Annotated in this window: 17 protein-coding genes; 15 read left to right on the top strand and 2 right to left on the bottom strand. The window is 67.2% G+C overall.

Translation table 11 applies throughout. The features are described from left to right. Positions 1 to 169: 169 nt before the first annotated feature. Together AC3ITW_RS12710 and AC3ITW_RS12705 are read right to left on the bottom strand one after the other, a co-directional pair. Positions 170 to 484: an AzlD family protein gene (locus AC3ITW_RS12710; RefSeq protein ID WP_100434799.1), complete on the bottom strand. Its 315-nt coding sequence runs from the start codon at positions 482 to 484 to the stop codon at positions 170 to 172. Beyond that, positions 466 to 1,212, bottom strand: a complete 747-nt coding sequence (locus AC3ITW_RS12705) for an AzlC family ABC transporter permease (protein ID WP_100434798.1) — start codon at positions 1,210 to 1,212, stop codon at positions 466 to 468. The genes AC3ITW_RS12710 and AC3ITW_RS12705 overlap by 19 nt, the downstream gene beginning before the upstream one ends. A 127-nt stretch (positions 1,213 to 1,339) precedes the next feature. Between AC3ITW_RS12705 and AC3ITW_RS12700 the strand changes: the two genes are divergently transcribed. The 15 genes from AC3ITW_RS12700 to AC3ITW_RS12630 all read left to right on the top strand — a co-directional run bounded on the left by AC3ITW_RS12700 (position 1,340) and on the right by AC3ITW_RS12630 (position 16,674). Further along, the gene (locus tag AC3ITW_RS12700) at positions 1,340 to 1,804 is read left to right on the top strand and encodes an Lrp/AsnC family transcriptional regulator (RefSeq protein WP_100434797.1); all 465 of its coding nucleotides are present in this window, start codon (positions 1,340 to 1,342) and stop codon (positions 1,802 to 1,804) included. A gap of 471 nt (positions 1,805 to 2,275) precedes the next feature. Next, positions 2,276 to 2,956 carry an STN domain-containing protein gene (locus tag AC3ITW_RS12695; protein ID WP_489389584.1) on the top strand — a complete coding sequence of 227 codons (681 nt, stop codon included), beginning with the start codon at positions 2,276 to 2,278 and terminating at the stop codon, positions 2,954 to 2,956. 16 nt (positions 2,957 to 2,972) lie between these two features. After that, positions 2,973 to 3,503 (top strand): RNA polymerase sigma factor, encoded by a 531-nt coding sequence (locus AC3ITW_RS12690; RefSeq protein WP_006370838.1) that lies wholly within the window; start codon positions 2,973 to 2,975, stop codon positions 3,501 to 3,503. 69 nt (positions 3,504 to 3,572) lie between these two features. Next, positions 3,573 to 4,553 (top strand): FecR family protein, encoded by a 981-nt coding sequence (locus AC3ITW_RS12685; RefSeq protein WP_006370837.1) that lies wholly within the window; start codon positions 3,573 to 3,575, stop codon positions 4,551 to 4,553. 58 nt (positions 4,554 to 4,611) lie between these two features. Next, positions 4,612 to 5,163: a hypothetical protein gene (locus AC3ITW_RS12680; protein WP_006370836.1), complete on the top strand. Its 552-nt coding sequence runs from the start codon at positions 4,612 to 4,614 to the stop codon at positions 5,161 to 5,163. A 120-nt stretch (positions 5,164 to 5,283) separates the two neighbouring features. Then, positions 5,284 to 5,868, top strand: coding sequence for a hypothetical protein (locus AC3ITW_RS12675; protein ID WP_012511258.1), 585 nt, complete (start codon positions 5,284 to 5,286; stop codon positions 5,866 to 5,868). A gap of 57 nt (positions 5,869 to 5,925) precedes the next feature. Beyond that, positions 5,926 to 6,363, top strand: coding sequence for a type II secretion system major pseudopilin GspG (gene gspG, locus AC3ITW_RS12670; RefSeq protein ID WP_006370834.1), 438 nt, complete (start codon positions 5,926 to 5,928; stop codon positions 6,361 to 6,363). Between the two features lie 9 nt (positions 6,364 to 6,372). After that, positions 6,373 to 7,278, top strand: coding sequence for a type II secretion system minor pseudopilin GspK (gene gspK, locus AC3ITW_RS12665; protein ID WP_006370833.1), 906 nt, complete (start codon positions 6,373 to 6,375; stop codon positions 7,276 to 7,278). Then, a complete protein-coding gene (gene gspL, locus AC3ITW_RS12660) occupies positions 7,275 to 8,438 on the top strand; it encodes a type II secretion system protein GspL (RefSeq protein WP_489389583.1) in 1,164 nt (387 codons plus the stop codon). The genes gspK and gspL overlap by 4 nt, the downstream gene beginning before the upstream one ends. Beyond that, positions 8,435 to 8,962, top strand: coding sequence for a type II secretion system protein M (locus AC3ITW_RS12655; RefSeq protein ID WP_489389582.1), 528 nt, complete (start codon positions 8,435 to 8,437; stop codon positions 8,960 to 8,962). The genes gspL and AC3ITW_RS12655 overlap by 4 nt, the downstream gene beginning before the upstream one ends. Continuing rightward, the gene (gene gspD, locus AC3ITW_RS12650; protein WP_489389581.1) at positions 8,959 to 11,340 is read left to right on the top strand and encodes a type II secretion system secretin GspD; all 2,382 of its coding nucleotides are present in this window, start codon (positions 8,959 to 8,961) and stop codon (positions 11,338 to 11,340) included. Before AC3ITW_RS12655 ends, gspD begins: the two co-directional genes overlap by 4 nt. Then, entirely contained in the window at positions 11,337 to 12,770 is a 1,434-nt protein-coding gene (gene gspE, locus AC3ITW_RS12645; RefSeq protein ID WP_489389580.1) for a type II secretion system ATPase GspE, read from the top strand. Before gspD ends, gspE begins: the two co-directional genes overlap by 4 nt. Before the next feature lie 7 nt (positions 12,771 to 12,777). Beyond that, on the top strand, positions 12,778 to 13,977 hold the full coding sequence (gene gspF / locus AC3ITW_RS12640; protein WP_447781741.1) for a type II secretion system inner membrane protein GspF: 1,200 nt from the start codon (positions 12,778 to 12,780) through the stop codon (positions 13,975 to 13,977). A 217-nt stretch (positions 13,978 to 14,194) separates the two neighbouring features. Next, positions 14,195 to 15,388, top strand: a complete 1,194-nt coding sequence (locus tag AC3ITW_RS12635) for a substrate-binding domain-containing protein (protein WP_006370827.1) — start codon at positions 14,195 to 14,197, stop codon at positions 15,386 to 15,388. Between the two features lie 98 nt (positions 15,389 to 15,486). Next, positions 15,487 to 16,674 (top strand): substrate-binding domain-containing protein, encoded by a 1,188-nt coding sequence (locus AC3ITW_RS12630; protein ID WP_489390363.1) that lies wholly within the window; start codon positions 15,487 to 15,489, stop codon positions 16,672 to 16,674. Positions 16,675 to 16,774: the final 100 nt, after the last annotated feature.

The following is a 16,774-nucleotide window of genomic DNA, read 5'->3' as shown; positions in this document are numbered from 1 at the left end:
GTTCCTGCATAGAGATACGCCCGCGCAGCGGCGGGCGGATTGACATTGATCAAGCGGGTGGCTGGATCGGCTGCGACCGGGTGTCGCAGGGGTGTTCCGCCGGGCATGGCCCGGCGCTACCAGGGTGGCGGTGCAAGGGTAGCGCCGGGCCATGCCCGGCGAAGAGGCATCAGCCCATCAGGTAACGCAACACGCCGGCCGACACCACGCCGATCAACACCGTGGGCAGCATTGAAAAGCGCGTGGCGACCAGTAGCGTGATGGCGAGCGCGGCCAGATCAGCCGGCTTGTCGGCAACGAAGTCCGGGGCGATCACCGAGATCAGCACGCAGCCCGGCGCGGCTTCCATCACCGTCACCGCGCGCTTGCTCAACGTGCGGTTACGCAGAGCGAGAAAGCCGACGATGCGGGTCAGGTAGGTCGCCGCGGCCATCAGCACGATGGTCAGCACCGAGGTCCAGTGGATCAGTCCGTTGAAGAACATGCCGCGTCCTCCGCCAGCAGCCAGGCTGCCGCCAGGCCGGCCAGTGCGCCGCTGGCCACGTACCACGCACCCGGCACCAGCAGGTAAGTGGCGGCGGCCACCACCAGGCTGACCAGCCACGGCCGCGCGGCCTTCATGCCCTGCCACATGCCGCGCAGCAGGACCAGGAACACGGCCGGGAAGGCCATGTCAAAACCATAGGCGTGGATGTCGCCCAGCATCGGGCCGACGATCGCGCCCAGCGCGGTACAGGCCACCCAGACCGTGTACAGGCCGGCCGAGACGCCCAGGTAGTAGGAAAGGCTGAAGCCGAGCGCACGGCGGCGCGCATCGGCCACGCCCATCGCCCAGCTTTCGTCGCACATGAAGAACAGGGCCGGCAGCACGCGACGGCGCGGCAGGTGCTGCAGCAGCGGGGCAAGGCTGGCACCCATCAGCAGGTGGCGGCTGTTGACCAGCGCGGTGATCACCACGATCAGCGCGATATGCGGCGGCGAGCTCCACAGTTCGACGGCGGCGAATTCCGAGCCGCCGGCGAAGTTGAGGCCGGTCATCAATGGCACTTCCAGTGCGCTCAGCCCCTTCTGTGCCGCCTGGGCGCCGAGCACCAGGGCGAACGGAATGAAGCCGATCATCACCGGCACGGCAGCGCGAAGGCCGCGCAGGAATTCGGCACGCGGCGCGGTATCGCAGGTGTCGGGCAGGGGGAGGGTGGTACGGGCGTCCATGGAACGGCACAACGAGGTAGGGGTGGCCCATGCTAGCGGTCCGATCGCGAAATCGGGTTGCGTTGATGCCATTCGATTCGAGAATATTGAGATTCCATGCGGCCAGGGTCGCCAAAGGTGAAATCCAATGCAGTACCAGCTCGACAACCTTGATCGCCGCATCCTCGACGCCTTGCAGGGTGACGGCCGCCTGCAGAACCTGGAGCTGGCCCGGCAGGTGGGCCTTTCGCCCTCGGCCTGTCTGCGCCGGGTGCGATTGCTGGAGGAAGGCGGCTACATCGACCGCTACGTGGCCCTGTTGAACGAGGCCAAAGTGGGCCGTGGCTTCACGGTGTTCGTGCGGGTCTGGCTGCGCGGGCAGGACGAGGACACCACTAACCACTTCATCAACAGCATCAAGTCTTTCCCGGAAGTGCTTGAATGCCATCTGATGGCCGGTGACTGCGACTTCCTGCTGCGGGTGGCGGTGGCCGATCTTGATGCCTACCGCCAGTTCCAGATGCAGCACTTGAACCGGATTACCGGGGTGCAGAACACCAAGACCGAGATCCCGATGCAGCGGATCAAGCAGACGACCCAGCTGCCGCTTTGAGGGATGGGTGATTTCTGGCCGGGTTGCACCCGGCACCCGCAGAGGCAACAGCCGGAGCAACCGCAACGGCAACAGCGATGTTCCCTGGGGCGGCGGGGCGGTGTGGCCAGGCAGGACACGCCGTAAACCCTTCCTTGGGGGCTCGGTGGCGCCATCCATGGCGCCAACGGTCCTGCCTGGCCACACCGCCCCGCTGCCTGACAGTTCCCCGCGACCTGTCGGGGTCGGATCCCGTTGCTGCGCAACGGGCTCTGACCCCAGGAGCAGATGAAGATGTCTGTTCGCTCTATTGATTGATTGCTGATTCGTGGGGGGCGTCACGAAGCCTGCCTCGATACCAGGCCGTAGGCAGCGGTCATCGCAATGACATCTGGCACCGGTACGGTTTGAGCCCGCTTGCTGGTCGCGCGCGGGCCGGGTCTTCGGTCGTGTCGCGCGTCCACTGCAGCTGCTGTCGCTGCCGAGGGTCATGTGTTCTACGTCAGGGGGCTGAATGGACACCATGCGGTCAGAACTTGGAAGGTGGCCATCGCCGCATGGTTGCTGCTGTCCTTTGCCGCTGCCGCACAGGACGGTGTTCATGCCTACGACATCCCTGCGCAGCCGCTGGAACAGGCGGTCGAGCGCTTCAGTGTCATCAGCGGGTGGTCGGTGATGTACCCGGGCGACCTCGCTGCTGGGCGCAGCAGTCACGCATTGAGGGCCAGCTTGCCGGCACTCCCCGCGTTGCAGGCGCTGCTGCAGGGCACCGGCATCGAGGCCGAGATGATCGGTGAGCAGCGCGTGGTGCTGCGCCGGGGCACGCCCTCGGTCGCCGAACCCGGTACTGGTGCCGAACTTCCCGAGGCCGAGCTTCGGCGTCGCTATGGCGGGCTGCAGCAGCGCCTGCGTGCGGCGTTCTGTGACGACCCCGAGATCGCGCCGGGCCACTATGCCGCGACGCTGCTCTTCCACGTCGACAGCGAAGGCCAGGTGCATGCGCCCGAGCTGCTCTCAGGCAGTGGCAGCACCCGCCGTGATGCGCGCCTGCTGCAGGCGCTGCAGGGCCTGGTGCTGGCGCCCGATGCCGCCGCGCTGCCGCAGCCGGTGACGCTGCAGATCCGACCTTCCGGCACCGACCACGACTGTGGCCGGCGCTCGCCCCTTCCATGACTTCAAGGATTCGAACATGAGCAACGGTACGGCTGGGGCAGTTGACCTGATGGACCACCTTCTGGGGGCCTACGACGAGCTGAAGCGCCGCCTGGTGCGCAAGCTCGGCTCGGAAGAACTGGCCGGTGATGCACTGCAGGACACCTGGATGCGTCTAAGTGCTCGTCGTGACCGGTTGGATGCGGTGCAGAACCCGGCGGCCTACCTGCTGCGCATGGCGATGAACACGGTGATCGACCGCCAGCGGGCCGATCATCGCCTGCTGAGCCTGGAAGAGGTGGATACGCTGATGGACATGGCCGACCCGGGTCCGGGCCCGGCACAGGCCGCCGAGCTCGAATTCGCGCTGGAGGACATGGTCGGCCTGCTGCAGCGCATGCCCGAGCGCCGCCGCCGCATCCTGCTGGCGATCCGTGTTGATGGCCTGCAGCAGCGTGATGTGGCCGATCACCTCGGCGTGTCGCTGCGGCTGGTGCAGCGTGAACTGAAGGCGGCCCAGGACTATCTGGCCGAGCGCAGCGGGCAGGGGCGCCAGGTGCGGTTCTGAGCGGCGGCATCCGTCTACACTTTGACGCCGAGCAGAACCCCGCAGCGTGCGGGTCCGGCATGAGCCCCCATGGATCCTGACGATCGCCCGCAACGCCCGCTGGATGCCGTCGAGCGTCAGGCCCACGCGTGGGTGGTGCGCCTGACCTCGGGCGAAGCCACCGCCGCCGACGGGCGCAGGTTCCGGGCGTGGTGCGAGGCCGATCCTCTCCATCGTGAAGCATTCGGCCGCGCGCGCCGGCAATGGGAGCAGGTGCGCCTGGCCGGCGAGCAGCTGCCCGCCGCTGCGCGCCAGGCAATTGCCGCGAGTCCTGCGCAGCGCTGGAGCCGTCGTGCCTTCCTCGGTGCAGCGATTGCCGCCCCGGCCAGTCTGGTAGTGGTGGCGGCGATCCGCCCACCGCTGGGGCTGTGGCCATCGGTGACGGCGATGGCGGCCGACTTCCATACCGGCACCGGTGAGCGGCTGCAGATCGCGCCTTCGCCACAGCTGAAGATTGAGCTGGACACCCAGAGCAGCCTGCGCCGCCGTGAGGACGCGCAGGGCGAAGGCTTCGAGCTCGTACAGGGCCAGGCCGCGATCGAAACCCAGCCTGGCCTGCGCCTTGCATTGTTCGCTGGACCGGGCTGCGTGATCGCTGATGAAGGTGCGGTGCGCCTCGACGTACGCAACACCCATGGCCAGGTGCGGGTGACCTGCCTGCAGGGCAGCGCCCGCATCGAGCATTCGCAGGGCCGGCTGCAGCTGCAGGCGGGCCAGCAGACCCAGTACGACGAGCGCCTCAGTGGCGTGGTGGCCGAGGCCGTGGCCTCGGACGTGAGCGCCTGGACCGAAGGCATGCTGGTGTTTCGCCGCGCGCCGCTGCACGAGGTGGTGGACGAGATCAACCGCTATCGCCGTGGCAAGGTAATGCTGGGCGAATCGGCATTGGCCCGCGCGCCGGTCAGCGGCCGCTTCCGCATCGATGATCCCGATGCAGCGCTGGAGCAGCTGCGACTGACGATGTCACTGGATCTGCGTCGCTTTCCGGGTGGCATTGCCGTCCTTGGTTAGATGAAGACGCTGCCCGTGCGCGTCGCGCGGGGCTGTTGCAAGCAAGGAGAAGCCAAGGATGCGCAACGAGACCATCGGTGTGCTGGATCTGCGTCGCAACCTGTCGGCGTTGCTGGAAACCACGCAGCGGCGGCCGTTGATGGTGCATCGCTATGGATCGCCCTGGGTGTGCGTGGTGTCCGATGCGCACTGGCAACAACAAGCAGTGCTGCTTGAGTTCGATCCGCAGTCACACCCGTTGGCGATGCTGCTGCGCCTGCAGCAGCAGGCTGTGCCGTTGCCCGAAAGTGGCGTGTTGCCGCCGGCGGCGATCGCCCGTGCGCTGTTGCTGGCGGACATGCACGGCATCGATGATCTTCCGCAGCTGCACGAGCAGGTCCAGCAGCAGCGCCTGTGGCACTGGTTTGTGGCCGGCGGCCATGGCGTGATGGACGGCTGGCAGCTGCCAGCGCTGCGTGTCGCGATGGCGTCATGGCTGGATGACGCAGGCATGACCGATGTGCTGGCGGCGTTCGCGCAGCGCAGCGACGTGGCGGTGCTGGCGCGGCGATGCGGTGGCGACGCACCACGGCTGGATCGCGAAACCTGCAGGCGGATGACGTTGCTGTGACGCTGCGGATGAAGCGCCACCCAGTGCACAGAGATGCATTCGCGTTGTCGCTTCACCTGCCTTGTCGACGTCTTCTCCAGAGTACGACGCACCACGCGTCGCGGAGCACAGGCGGCGCTGATGGCAGACAGTCGCAGGATCAATATGCTGGAACTGGATCGCCACCTGAGCCAGTCGCTGGAACAGGCGCGGCATGCACCATTGAACGTGCAGCGCTACGGGCATTCATGGGTCTGGGTGCTGTCCAGCGACGCCTGGGCCGACGCCGCGCGCTGGGCTGCACTGGACAGTTCGTCGCATCCGCTGCTGGCATTGCGCAGGGCGCTCGACCCGCAACTGCGGCCCTGGCCCGAATGTGCGGCGGCGCTGCTGCCGCTTGAGGCCGGTGATGTGCGCGTGCTGCAACGCGCGGCATTGCTGGTGGTGATGCGCGGCCTGAACAGCGCGCAGCGCGTGTACGACGATCTGCGCTACCACCAGGCCTACCGGCAGTTCATCGGCCTCGACCACGGCACGGCCTGGTCGCCGATGCAGTGCGTACGTCTGTTGCAGGCCTGCGCACATCCACTGCTGCGGGCCTGTATCGACGACACGCTGGGCAGCCTTCCATCTCCGTTGCTTGAAGCGGCGTGTGCGCCAGCGGTACGTGCTGCACCGCTGCAGGCACAGCCGCAGCGAATAGCAGGCGGATGTTTATCGTACTGACACATGCACCGCTGACCATGGCGCAGCGGTCTCTTCCAGGATGATGAGGGCGGAACAATGGCAAGGCAGGTGGGTGGTCGCAGGGCTCGGCAGCAGGGTTTCAGCCTGATCGAGATCATGGTGGTGGTAGTGATCATCGGCATCCTTGCCGCATTGATCGTGCCGCGTTTGATGGATCGCCCGGACCAGGCGCGGGTGGTTGCGGCGCGCCAGGATATCGCCGCGCTGATGCAGGCCTTGAAGCTGTTCAAGCTGGACAATGGCCGCTACCCCAGTGCCGAGCAGGGCCTGCAGGCGCTGGTGAAGCCGCCACAGGGCAGCGGCACGATGCCGGTCACGCCGTACCTGGACCGGCTGCCGAATGATCCGTGGGGTCACCCGTACCAGTACCAGATTCCCGGCACCCATGGCGATATCGATGTGTTCTCGCTGGGCGCGGACAGCAAGCCCGGCGGTGACGCCGGGAACGCGGACGTCGGTTCCTGGCAGCTCTGAGGCGCGCCGATGGCAGCCAGGAAGTGTTCGGTTTCGTGCGCCCGCCAGCGCGGCATGGCGGTGATCGTGGCGATGCTGGTGGTGGCGTTGGTGGCCGTGATCGCCACCGCGCTGCTGACCCGGCAGTCGGCGCAGCTGCGCGCGCTGCGTGGCGACCAGCTGCGTGCGCAGGTGCGCATGGCCGTGGATGCGACGCTGGAGCGTGCCGCGCAGCAGCTGCGTGAGGATGTGCGCGAACAGTTGACCACGGTCCGCAACGGGCGCTGGGCGCGGCCATTGCAGCTGCAGGCGCCGTTGCCAGTGCAGCTGCAGCTGGTCGATGCACAGTCCATGTTCAACCTGCGCAACCTGCTGGCCTACGGCAAGCCGGACCCGGAAGCGCGGCGCGCGTTCATCGCGTTGTGCTCCGGGCAGGGCCTGGGGCAGGGTGCCTGTGCGTCTGCGGCGGATCACATCCAGGCTCGCCTGCGCGATGGCGATGTCCAGGCGCAGGCTCCGTTGCCGCGTGAATCACTGATCGAGCAGGCCTTCGCGGGTTCCGATCCAATGGCCGTGCAGGCGTTGGCACGGCGCACCGTGGTGCTGCCTGCGCAGACCCTGGTCAACGCCAACACCAGCGATCTCAGCGTCCTGCAGGCGGTCGTACCCAGTGTCGAATCCAGGCGCCTGCAGGCGCTGCTCGGTGAGCGCGATGGTGGCCATTGGCTGCTCAACCGCGGCGACATCGCCAATCGGCTTCAACTGAGCAACGCGCAGATGGCGGTGGTACCGCTTGGCATCCATAGCGAGTGGTTCCTCGCCGTCGGCCAGGTGCAGGCCGATGGCAGTGTGGTCGACTTCCGCGCGCTGATCTGGCGCGAGTACCGCGACGACAGTGTGCGCGTGCAGCGTGTGTGGACGAGGATCGGTGCATGAGCGTGCAGCTGAGGGTGCGCCTGCCGGCGCTGGAACGCCTGTGTGCCGACAGTGCGGTTGAGTGGGCGCAGTTGCACAAGGGTGGGGTGCTGGCCAAGGGCCGCGACGCATTGGCCGTGCTGGGTCAGCGTCATCCGCAGGCAGGGGTGCTGGCCTGCCTCGATCCGCAGGATCTGATCCTGCTGGAGCTGCAGCTGCCGCCGCTGTCGGGCCGCAGGCTGCAGGCCGCGTTGCAGGGTGAAGTGGAGGCGATGCTGCTGGATGACCTGCAGGAGGTCGCGCTGGCGCATGGTACCCAGGCGGCCGACGGCAGCGTGCCGGTGGCCTGGCTCGGGCAGCAGGCAATCATGCAGGTGCAGCATCTGCTGGCGTCGTGCGGCCTGCAGCTGCAGGCGCTGTATCCGACGCCGCTGCTGCTGCCGTGGAAGGAGGCCCAGGCCACGCTGCAGGCCTGCGGCGAGCACCTGCTGGTGCGCAGCGGGCGCGATCGTGGCGTTGTGCAGTGGTGCGGTGGGCGCGACGTGGGGGCGGTGCTGCAGTCGCTCGCGGCGCGCCTGCAGCAATCCGGGGTGCAGGCCGTGCAATGGATCGACAGCGTGCCGTCGGTGTGGCCGGAGAGTCTGCCGGCAACCGTGGTCGCGCATGAACTACAGGCGTGCGGCCCCCTGCCAGCGTGGTCGTTGCCACTGCCGGGCCGCAGCAGGCAGGCACCGCGGTTGGCAGTCGGCCTGGCAGTGGCGGCGCTGGTGCTGGCGGCGCTGGGCCTGCAGCTGCAGGTCTCGCGCTGGCGCAGCGAGGGCGAGGCGCTGCAGCAGGACATGGCGCGGCAGTTCAGTGCGCGCTTCCCGGAGATCACCGATGTGGTGGACCCGGTACTGCAGGCGCGGCGCGCGCTGGCGGTGCCGTTGCCGGCGCCGCCGTTGCCACCGGTGCAGCGGCAGGTTGCCACCACACTGCAGGCAGTGCCGGAGCTGGGTGGTCAGGTGCGTGGTCTGCATTACACGCCGGGCCAGCTGGAACTGGAGCTGGATGACAACGCACGGATATTGGCCGATGACGCACAACGGCTGGAGCAATGGCAGCAGGCCGTACAGGCGCAGGGTCTGCAACTGGTGTGGGACGCGGGCGGCCGCCTGCGCGTGAGCGGGGGCGGGCAGTGACTGCCAGGACGCTGCGCCTGGGCGAAGGTCTGGCCGGCCTGCAGCAGCGCTGGCAGCGCCTGCCGCCGCGCGACCGGCTGATGCTGTGGGTGATGGTGGTGGCGCTGCTGGCGGCGGGTCTGTGGATGTTGTGGCTGGAGCCACTGCTGAAGCTGCGCACGCATTGGCAGGCCGAACTGCCACGGCTGCAGGCGCAGGCGCGCGTATTGGCGCCGCTGCTGCACGCCCGCGAACGCCAGCAACTGGCGCAGGGGCATCAGCCGACGCTGGCTGGGCTGCGCGGACAGATCAAGACCGCCGGCCTTGCCGACGGACTGCATATCGACGCACGCGACGGGCGCTGGCACCTGCAGGTGCAGGCGGTGCCCGCTGACGCGCTGTGGAACTGGCTGCTGCCCGTGCTGGCCGATCCGGCCATCGAACTGCAGCAGCTGCAATTGACACGCACAGGGGACGCGAACATGCCGGTGGCACGGATTTCCGGAAACATCGTGATGGCACCCACCGTGGGTGGCCGTCCATGAGGGTGATGCGCAGCCTTGCCTGCAGCACCGCGCTGGCCCTGGTGGTGGGCATGGCCCACGTTCCGGCACCGGTGCTGGCGCAGGACGCCCGCGATGAGCCGGTGCAGTTGAACCTGGTGGAGACCGATATCGGCGGTGTACTGCGCATGGCGGCGCGCTTCACCGGTCGCCAGTTTCTGGTCGACCCGCGGGTGACCGGCAAGATGACCGTGGTCTCTGATGGCCCGGTCAGCCGTACCCAGGCTTACCAGTTGCTGCTTGGCGCACTGCGCATGCGTGGCTTTGCCGTGGTCGAGAACGGCGGTGTCAGCCGGGTGGTGCCGCAGGCCGACGCCAAGCTGCTCGGTGGCCGTGTGGGCGCCGGTGGGGCCGGCGGCGAGGTGGCCACGCGCACCTTCGCGCTGCGCTACGAGAATGCCGCCGCGCTGGTAGCGGTGCTGCGGCCGATGATCAGCCCGGACAATCCGATCACTGCCAACCCGGGCAACAACACCCTGGTGATCACCGACTACGCCGACAACCTGGAACGCATCGCGCGGGTGATTGCCAGCGTGGACACTCCGGCGGGCATGGACACCGACGTGGTCAAGCTGCAGCAGGGCATCGCCGTCGACGTGGCGGCGATGGTCGCGCCGCTGCTGGATGCGCAGGGTGCCGAACCCAGCCAGAAGGTGGTGGTGATGGCCGACCCGCGCAGCAATAGCGTGCTTCTGCGCTCCAGCAGCCCCGGCCGTACCCGCCTGGCGCGGCAGCTGGTGGAGAAGCTGGACAAGGCGCAGGACGAGTCCGGCAATCTGCATGTGGTCTACCTGCGCAATGCCCAGGCCAACCAGCTGGCCGGTGTGCTGCGCGGCGTGGTGGCCGGGCAGAGCGATGCACCGGCAATGGGCAGCAACGAAGGCATCACGCCACTGCCCGGCGATGCAAACCGTTCCACACCCGCGCAACCGTCGCAGCCACAGCAGGCCAAGACCGGTGGCAATGCGCTGGAGTCGCAGCGGCTGGACCCGAATCGCCGTGATCCGATTGATGCCGGCAGCACCGGTTTCAGCCAGAACGGCATCTCGGTGCAGGCCGACGTGGCGACCAACACGCTGCTGATCTCGGCGCCCGAACCGGTGTACCGCAACCTGCGGCGCGTGATCGACCAGCTCGACCAGCGCCGTGCACAGGTGCTGGTGGAAAGCCTGATCGTGGAGGTGAACCAGACCGACGCGGCCGAGCTGGGCGTGCAGTGGATGCTGGGCAACGGCCGCACCTTCGGCGGCACCCATTTCGGTGGTACAACCGGCGGCAGCGGCCTGAACACCGCCGCGCGCACCACCCTGGACGTGCTGCCCAAGGACGGCCTGAAGATCGGGGTGATCGACGGCACCATCAACCTGCCCGGCGTCGGCCAGATCCTCAACATGAAGGCGCTGGCCAACGCGCTGCAGAGCAAGGGCGGTGCCAACATCCTGTCCACGCCGAACCTGATGACGCTGGACAACGAAGCGGCCAGCATCATGGTCGGCCAGACCGTACCGTTTGTCAGCGGCCGCTACGTGACCGACGGTGGTGGCGGCAGCAACAACCCGTTCCAGACCATCGTGCGCGAAGACGTGGGCCTGAAGCTGCGGGTTCGCCCGCAGATCTCCGAGGGTGGCACGGTGAAGCTGGACATCTACCAGGAAGTCAGCAGCATCGACGCGCAGAGCGCGAACAGCACGGCCGGCATCATCACCAACAAGCGCGCCCTGGATACCAGCGTGCTGCTGGACGACGGCCAGATCATGGTGCTGGGTGGCCTGCTGGAAGACAGCGTCAGCCATGGCCGTGATGCGGTGCCGGGGCTGGGAAAGATCCCGGTGCTGGGCGCCTTGTTCCGCAGCGACACGCGCAAGCGCGCCAAGACCAACCTGATGGTGTTCCTGCGCCCGCACGTGGTGCGGGACCCTGCCGCCGGGCAGCGCTTGACCCGCGACCGCTACGACTACATGCGCAATGCACAGGCCGGCGCGCAGCCGGTACAGAGCTGGGCACTGCCCGCCTTGTCGGCGCCGCAGCTGCCACCGCAGGACTTGTCTGTGCTCGGCCAGGGCAATGCGCGCGATGGACAGGGCCAGCCGCTGCAGAACACCAGCCTGGCGGCGTTGTATCCGGCCGGTGAGGGCGATGCCCAGCTGGTGCAGTTCGCACAGGGGCTGGACCCGGCGCGTGCCAGCCAGGGCGTGGCGCAGGTGCGGGCACTGGGCCTGCAGGCGTATGCCGAAGCGACGCCCGGCGAGAGCGGGCAACGCCTGCGCGTGCGATTGCCACGCGATCCGGCGACGCTGGACCCGGCACTGCAGCAGCTGCGCGGACTCGGCTACACGCCGGAACTGGTGATCGGGCCGTGAGCGCCGCCGCGCCGCTGCCGTACGCCTGGGTGCGCAGCCATGGCGTGATGCTGTCCGAGGCGGGCGGCGAGGCCGTGTTGCTGGGCACCGCCGAAACTGCGGCGTGGGCCGTGGCCGAACTGCGCCGCCGGCATGGCCCGCTGCCGTTCCAGGCGCTGGATGCAGCGGCCTGGCAGCAGCGGCTGGGTGAGCAGTACCGTGACGGCGGCGATGCCGCTGCCGTGGTCGGCGCCGCTGAAAGCGAAGTCGATCTGGACCGGCTGATGCAGGACATGCCGGAAGTCACCGATCTGCTGGACGCGCAGGACGATGCGCCGGTGATCCGCATGATCAACGCGCTGCTGGCACAGGCCGCACGCGATGGCGCCAGCGACCTGCACATCGAACCATTCGAGACCCACTCGGTGGTGCGCTACCGGGTGGATGGCACCCTGCGCGACATGGTGCAGCCACGGCGCGCACTGCACGCGGCGCTGGTATCGCGCATCAAGATCATGGCGCACCTGGATATCGCCGAGAAGCGCCTGCCGCAGGACGGGCGCATCGCGATCCGCGTGGGCGGTCGGCCGCTGGATATCCGCGTTTCCACCGTGCCGACAGGGCATGGCGAGCGCGCCGTGCTGCGACTGCTGGAGAAGGATGCCGGCCGGCTGCAGCTGCAGCGCCTGGGTATGGCCGATGACACCCTGGCCACGTTCACCGGCCTGATCCGGCAGCCGCATGGCATCGTGCTGGTCACCGGGCCGACCGGCAGCGGCAAGACCACCTCGCTGTACGCGGCGCTGGGCCAGCTCGACAGCAGCACCAGCAACATCCTCACCGTGGAAGACCCGGTGGAGTACGACTTCGCTGGTATCGGCCAGATCCAGGTCAACGCGCGTATCGGCATGAGTTTCGGTACCGCGTTGCGTGCGATCCTGCGCCAGGATCCGGACACCATCATGATCGGTGAGATCCGCGATCTCGAGACCGCGCAGATTGCCGTGCAGTCGTCGCTGACCGGCCATGGCGTGCTGGCCTCGCTGCACACCAATGATGCGATCTCGGCGGTGACCCGTCTGGCCGACATGGGCGTGGAACCATTCCTGCTGGCCTCGTCGCTGCGCGGCGTGCTGGCGCAGCGGCTGGTGCGGCGTCTGTGCACGCAGTGCCGGCGCGCCGAGGTGGACGACGAGGGCCATACCGTGTGGCGTGCGGTGGGCTGCGCGGCCTGTGCCAACAGCGGCTACCGCGGGCGAACCGGTATCCACGAACTGTTCGTGGTCGATGACCGCGTGCGTGCACTGATCCATGAAGGGCAGGGCGAGCCTGCGCTACGCGAGGCCGCACGGCGTGCCGGCATGCGGACCTTGCGGCAGGATGGCCAGCGCTGGGTCGACAGCGGGGTGACCACGCTGGAAGAGATCCTGCGCGTTACCGGCGACGATTGAGGCCTGCATGGCACTGTTCGACTACCAGGCCGCCAACGCGCAGGGCCGCATCGAGAAGGGCCAGCTGGACGCCGACAGCCCGCGTGGCGTGCGCCAGCTGCTGCGCGGGCGTGGCTTGACCCCTGTGCAGGTAAGCCCGGCGCGCAGTGCGGGCAGTGGCTGGGGCGCGCGCAGGCTTTCGGCAAGCGAGCTGGCGTGGGCCACGCGGCAGCTGGCCAGCCTGCTGGCCGCCAGCCTGCCGCTGGAAGGCGCTTTGAGCGCGGTGATCGAACAGGCCGAGCGCCCGCATGTGGCCCAGGCACTCACCGCCGTACGCGCCGACGTGCGTGCCGGCCAGCGCCTGACCGTTGCGCTGGCCGCGCGGCCACGCGATTTCCCGCCGATCTATCGGGCGCTGGTGGGCGCAGGTGAAGACTCCGGTGACCTGGCGCGGGTGATGGAGCGCCTTGCCGACTACATCGAAGAACGCAACGCGCTGCAGGCCAAAGTACTGACCGCCTTCATCTACCCGGCGGCAATCAGCCTGGTGTCGGTGGCGATCGTGATCTTCCTGCTCAGCTACGTAGTGCCGCAGGTGGTGACCGCGTTCGTGCAGGCACGGCAGACGCTGCCGATGCTGACCCAGGTGATGCTGGCGGCCAGCGCGTTCGTACGCAGCTGGGGCGTGTGGGCAGGGCTGGGAATAGGTGCGCTGGTGGTGGCATGGCGACTGGCCTTGCGTCGGCCCGAGCTGCGCCTGCGCTGGGACGCGATGCTGCTGCGGGTGCCGATGGTCGGGCGTTTCGTGCTGGGTGTGAACAGTGCGCGCTTTGCCTCGACGCTGGCGATCCTGCTGGACGCCGGTGTGCCGCTGCTGCGCGCATTGGAGGCGGCGCGGCAGACGCTTGGAAATGCGCTGCTGGCGCGCTGTGCCGATGATGTGTCCGCGCGCGTGCGCGAAGGTGCGGCGTTGGGTGCTGCGTTGAAGGTGCAGAAGGTGTATCCGCCTATCCTGGTGCACCTGGTGGCCAGCGGTGAGAAGACCGGCTCGCTGGCACCGCTGCTGGATCGTGCTGCACAGACGATCTCGCGCGAGATCGAACGTCGCGCGATGGCACTGACCGCGCTGCTGGAACCGACCATGATCCTGGTGATGGGCGGTGTGGTGCTGACGATCGTGCTGGCCGTGCTGATGCCGATCATGGAAATGAATCAATTGGTCCAGTGATGCGCAACGCGCATCACGGCACGCTTTCGATTCTCCACACAATCCTCCACACCTTTTTTCGATCTTCCACAGGTTTCTTAAGCGGCCTGTCATCGGCGCAGACCAGCATAGCCACGTCGCCGCAGAGTGGGCTGGGAGGCCCTCGGCGGCAGCAGGCGTGTAGTGACCGTTCCTCCCTTGGCGTTTCCCTTCGCAGTAAACCCTTCAGGAGAAGATCATGAACAAGTACAAGACCCTGGCCGCGCTGGTTGCTACCGCGCTGCTCGCCACCGCCGGTGCCGCTTCGGCGCAGACTGCCGTCACCGGTGGCGGCGCCTCGCTGCCGGCCGACCTCTACAAGGGTTCGGCTGACAGCATCCTGCCGGCCAACTTCAGCTACGCCGTGACCGGCTCGGGTACCGGCAAGAAGGCCTTCCTGGAAAACAACTCGGCGCTGTTCTCCACCACCGGTACCGTGCACTTCGCCGGTAGCGATTCGGTGCTGAGCAGCACCGAGCTGAACACCTACAACAGCACCTACAACGTGTCCGGCGATGCCAACCGCTACGGCGCCCTGGTGCAGATCCCGTCGGTGGCCACCTCGGTCACGATTCCGTTCAACAAGGCCGGTTCGGCCGTTGACCTGTCGGTGACCCAGATCTGCGGCATCTTCTCCGGCAAGATCAACAACTGGAGCCAGCTGGCGGGCCTGGGCCGTACCGGTGCCATCCAGGTTGTCTACCGCGGCGAGAGCAGCGGCACCAGCGAACTGCTGACCCGCTTCCTGACCAGCGCCTGCCAGCCGGCTGACGTGTCGGGCACCAACCTGAAGCTGGCCAACGGCGTGCCGGCGTTCTCGGTGCAGTCGACCTTCGCCAACCTGTTCACCACCGTGCCGTCGAACTTCGTCGCTGCCCCGGCCACCGGTGGCTCCGCGCTGTACAACGCTGTCTATGCCGTTGACGGCCGCGTCGGCTACGTCGGCCCGGACGTCATCCCGAGCCTGACCGATGCCACCAAGGTCGCCAAGGTCAAGAGCTTCTCGCCGGATGAAGTGAGCGTGCAGGCGACTCTGGAGACCGCTGCTCCGCCGACCGGCGCTGCTGCTGAGAACCCCGCCAACTGGGTGCCGGTGTTCGGCAACCCGAGCGCGGGCTATCCGATCGCTGGCTACACCAACTTCGTGTTCGGCCAGTGCTACAAGAACGCCACCGTGGGCGCCAATGTGCGCGGCTTCCTGACCCGCCATTACGGCAGCACCGTGGTCAACGGTGTGGAGCAGGGCCCGAACGACGACGCCATCCGCGCGCACAAGTTCATCCCGCTGACCAAGGCCTGGCGTGATGCGGTCCGTGCTCGCTTCGCCACCGCCACCAACGCCGGTGCGGTTAACAATCCGAGCACCTGCTCGGGCATCGGCCGTCCGCTGTAACTGCGACATAGAAGTGTTCTCCAGGTGCGCCGGCCGTCAGGCCGGCGCACTGCGGTATGAACGACCGTATCCAGAGAAGGCAGGGAGTTGCCAATTTCATGAAGCCGCCATTGAACGCATTCTGGCTGGCCAGCTGCGCGCTGGTCGGAACTCTAGAAGCAAATGCCCAGATTCTTGTCCAGGGCGGCGGTGCGACAATGCCCGCGGCCCTGTACCAAGGGAGTCCGGACAGCATTCTTCCGACGTCGTTCAGCTATGCTCCCAGGGGCTCGGGCGTCGGCAAGCGGGCATTCCTGAGCAATGACCCATCACTGTTTTCGACGACGGGGACTGTCCACTTTGCTGGCAGCGATGCGGTACTGAGCAGCACCGAGTTGTACAGCTACAACAGCACCTTCAACCGGGCTGGTGATCCCACCCGTTATGGGGCATTGATCCAGATTCCCGTTGCGCTGGCTCCGGTGATTATTCCCTTCAACAAGCCTGGTTCAGCAATTGACCTGTCGGTCACCCGGATCTGCGGGATATTCTCCGGCAAGATCACCAACTGGTCGAGCATCGACAGCGCCCGCACCGGCACTATTCGGGTTGTCTACCGTGGCGAGAGCAGCGGCGCCACTGAATTGCTGGCCCGTTTCCTGACCAGCGCCTGCCAGCCGGCCGATGTCTCAGGCACCACGCTGAAGCTGACCAACGGCGTGCCGGCGTTTTCGGTGCAGTCGACCTTCGCCAATCTTTTCACTAGTGTTCCCGAGAACTTTGTTGCAGCTCCGGCGTCCGGTGACGCGGCGGTGTACGCCGCCATTTTTGCGACCGTCGGAACAATGGGATACACAGGTCCAGACCTGTCTCTTGATCTCTCGGATGCTACTCGAGTTGCACAGGTCAAGGGCTTCTCTCCAAAGGACGTGAGTACTCAGGCGACACTGGATAACGTGCCACCGCCGGCCGGTGCCGCTGCCGAGAACCCAGCGAACTGGGTGCCGTGGTTCGGCAACCCGAGCTCAGGATATCCAATCGTGGGTACCACCAATCTCCTGTTTGGGCAGTGCTACAAGGATGTACTGGTGGCTGCAAGAATTCGCGGCGGGCTTCTTCGAATCTATGGCAGCACCGTGGTCAACGGTGTCGAACAGGGCCCGCAGGATCCCGCCATCGTTGCGCACAGGTTCATTCCGCTGAATAAAGCCTGGCGCGATGCGGTCCGTTCCCGCTTTGTCAACGCCAGCAACGCTGGAGCATTGAACAATCCGAGCACCTGCTCGGGAATCGGCCGTCCGCTGTAACTGCAATTGCTTCTGTAGTTTCAGGAGACGCACAAGGGCGCCGGCAGCAATGCCGGCGCCTTCCGCGTATGTCCGCTGCATGACAGTGATGCGCCTGTCG

It is taken from the genome of Stenotrophomonas sp. KH_052 (genome assembly GCF_057838755.1).
The sequence above is the reverse complement of the archived record's forward strand: the minus strand, read 5'-3'. Positions and strand labels throughout refer to the sequence as shown.

Coding starts and splice junctions, on each gene's coding strand:
- AC3ITW_RS12710 (WP_100434799.1), bottom strand. CDS start 484: ATGTTCTTCAACGGACTGATCCACTGGACCTCGGTGCTGACCATCGTG.
- AC3ITW_RS12705 (WP_100434798.1), bottom strand. CDS start 1,212: ATGGACGCCCGTACCACCCTCCCCCTGCCCGACACCTGCGATACCGCG.
- AC3ITW_RS12700 (WP_100434797.1), top strand. CDS start 1,340: ATGCAGTACCAGCTCGACAACCTTGATCGCCGCATCCTCGACGCCTTG.
- AC3ITW_RS12690 (WP_006370838.1), top strand. CDS start 2,973: ATGAGCAACGGTACGGCTGGGGCAGTTGACCTGATGGACCACCTTCTG.
- AC3ITW_RS12685 (WP_006370837.1), top strand. CDS start 3,573: ATGGATCCTGACGATCGCCCGCAACGCCCGCTGGATGCCGTCGAGCGT.
- AC3ITW_RS12680 (WP_006370836.1), top strand. CDS start 4,612: ATGCGCAACGAGACCATCGGTGTGCTGGATCTGCGTCGCAACCTGTCG.
- AC3ITW_RS12675 (WP_012511258.1), top strand. CDS start 5,284: ATGGCAGACAGTCGCAGGATCAATATGCTGGAACTGGATCGCCACCTG.
- gspG (WP_006370834.1), top strand. CDS start 5,926: ATGGCAAGGCAGGTGGGTGGTCGCAGGGCTCGGCAGCAGGGTTTCAGC.
- gspK (WP_006370833.1), top strand. CDS start 6,373: ATGGCAGCCAGGAAGTGTTCGGTTTCGTGCGCCCGCCAGCGCGGCATG.
- gspL (WP_489389583.1), top strand. CDS start 7,275: ATGAGCGTGCAGCTGAGGGTGCGCCTGCCGGCGCTGGAACGCCTGTGT.
- gspD (WP_489389581.1), top strand. CDS start 8,959: ATGAGGGTGATGCGCAGCCTTGCCTGCAGCACCGCGCTGGCCCTGGTG.
- gspF (WP_447781741.1), top strand. CDS start 12,778: ATGGCACTGTTCGACTACCAGGCCGCCAACGCGCAGGGCCGCATCGAG.
- AC3ITW_RS12635 (WP_006370827.1), top strand. CDS start 14,195: ATGAACAAGTACAAGACCCTGGCCGCGCTGGTTGCTACCGCGCTGCTC.
- AC3ITW_RS12630 (WP_489390363.1), top strand. CDS start 15,487: ATGAAGCCGCCATTGAACGCATTCTGGCTGGCCAGCTGCGCGCTGGTC.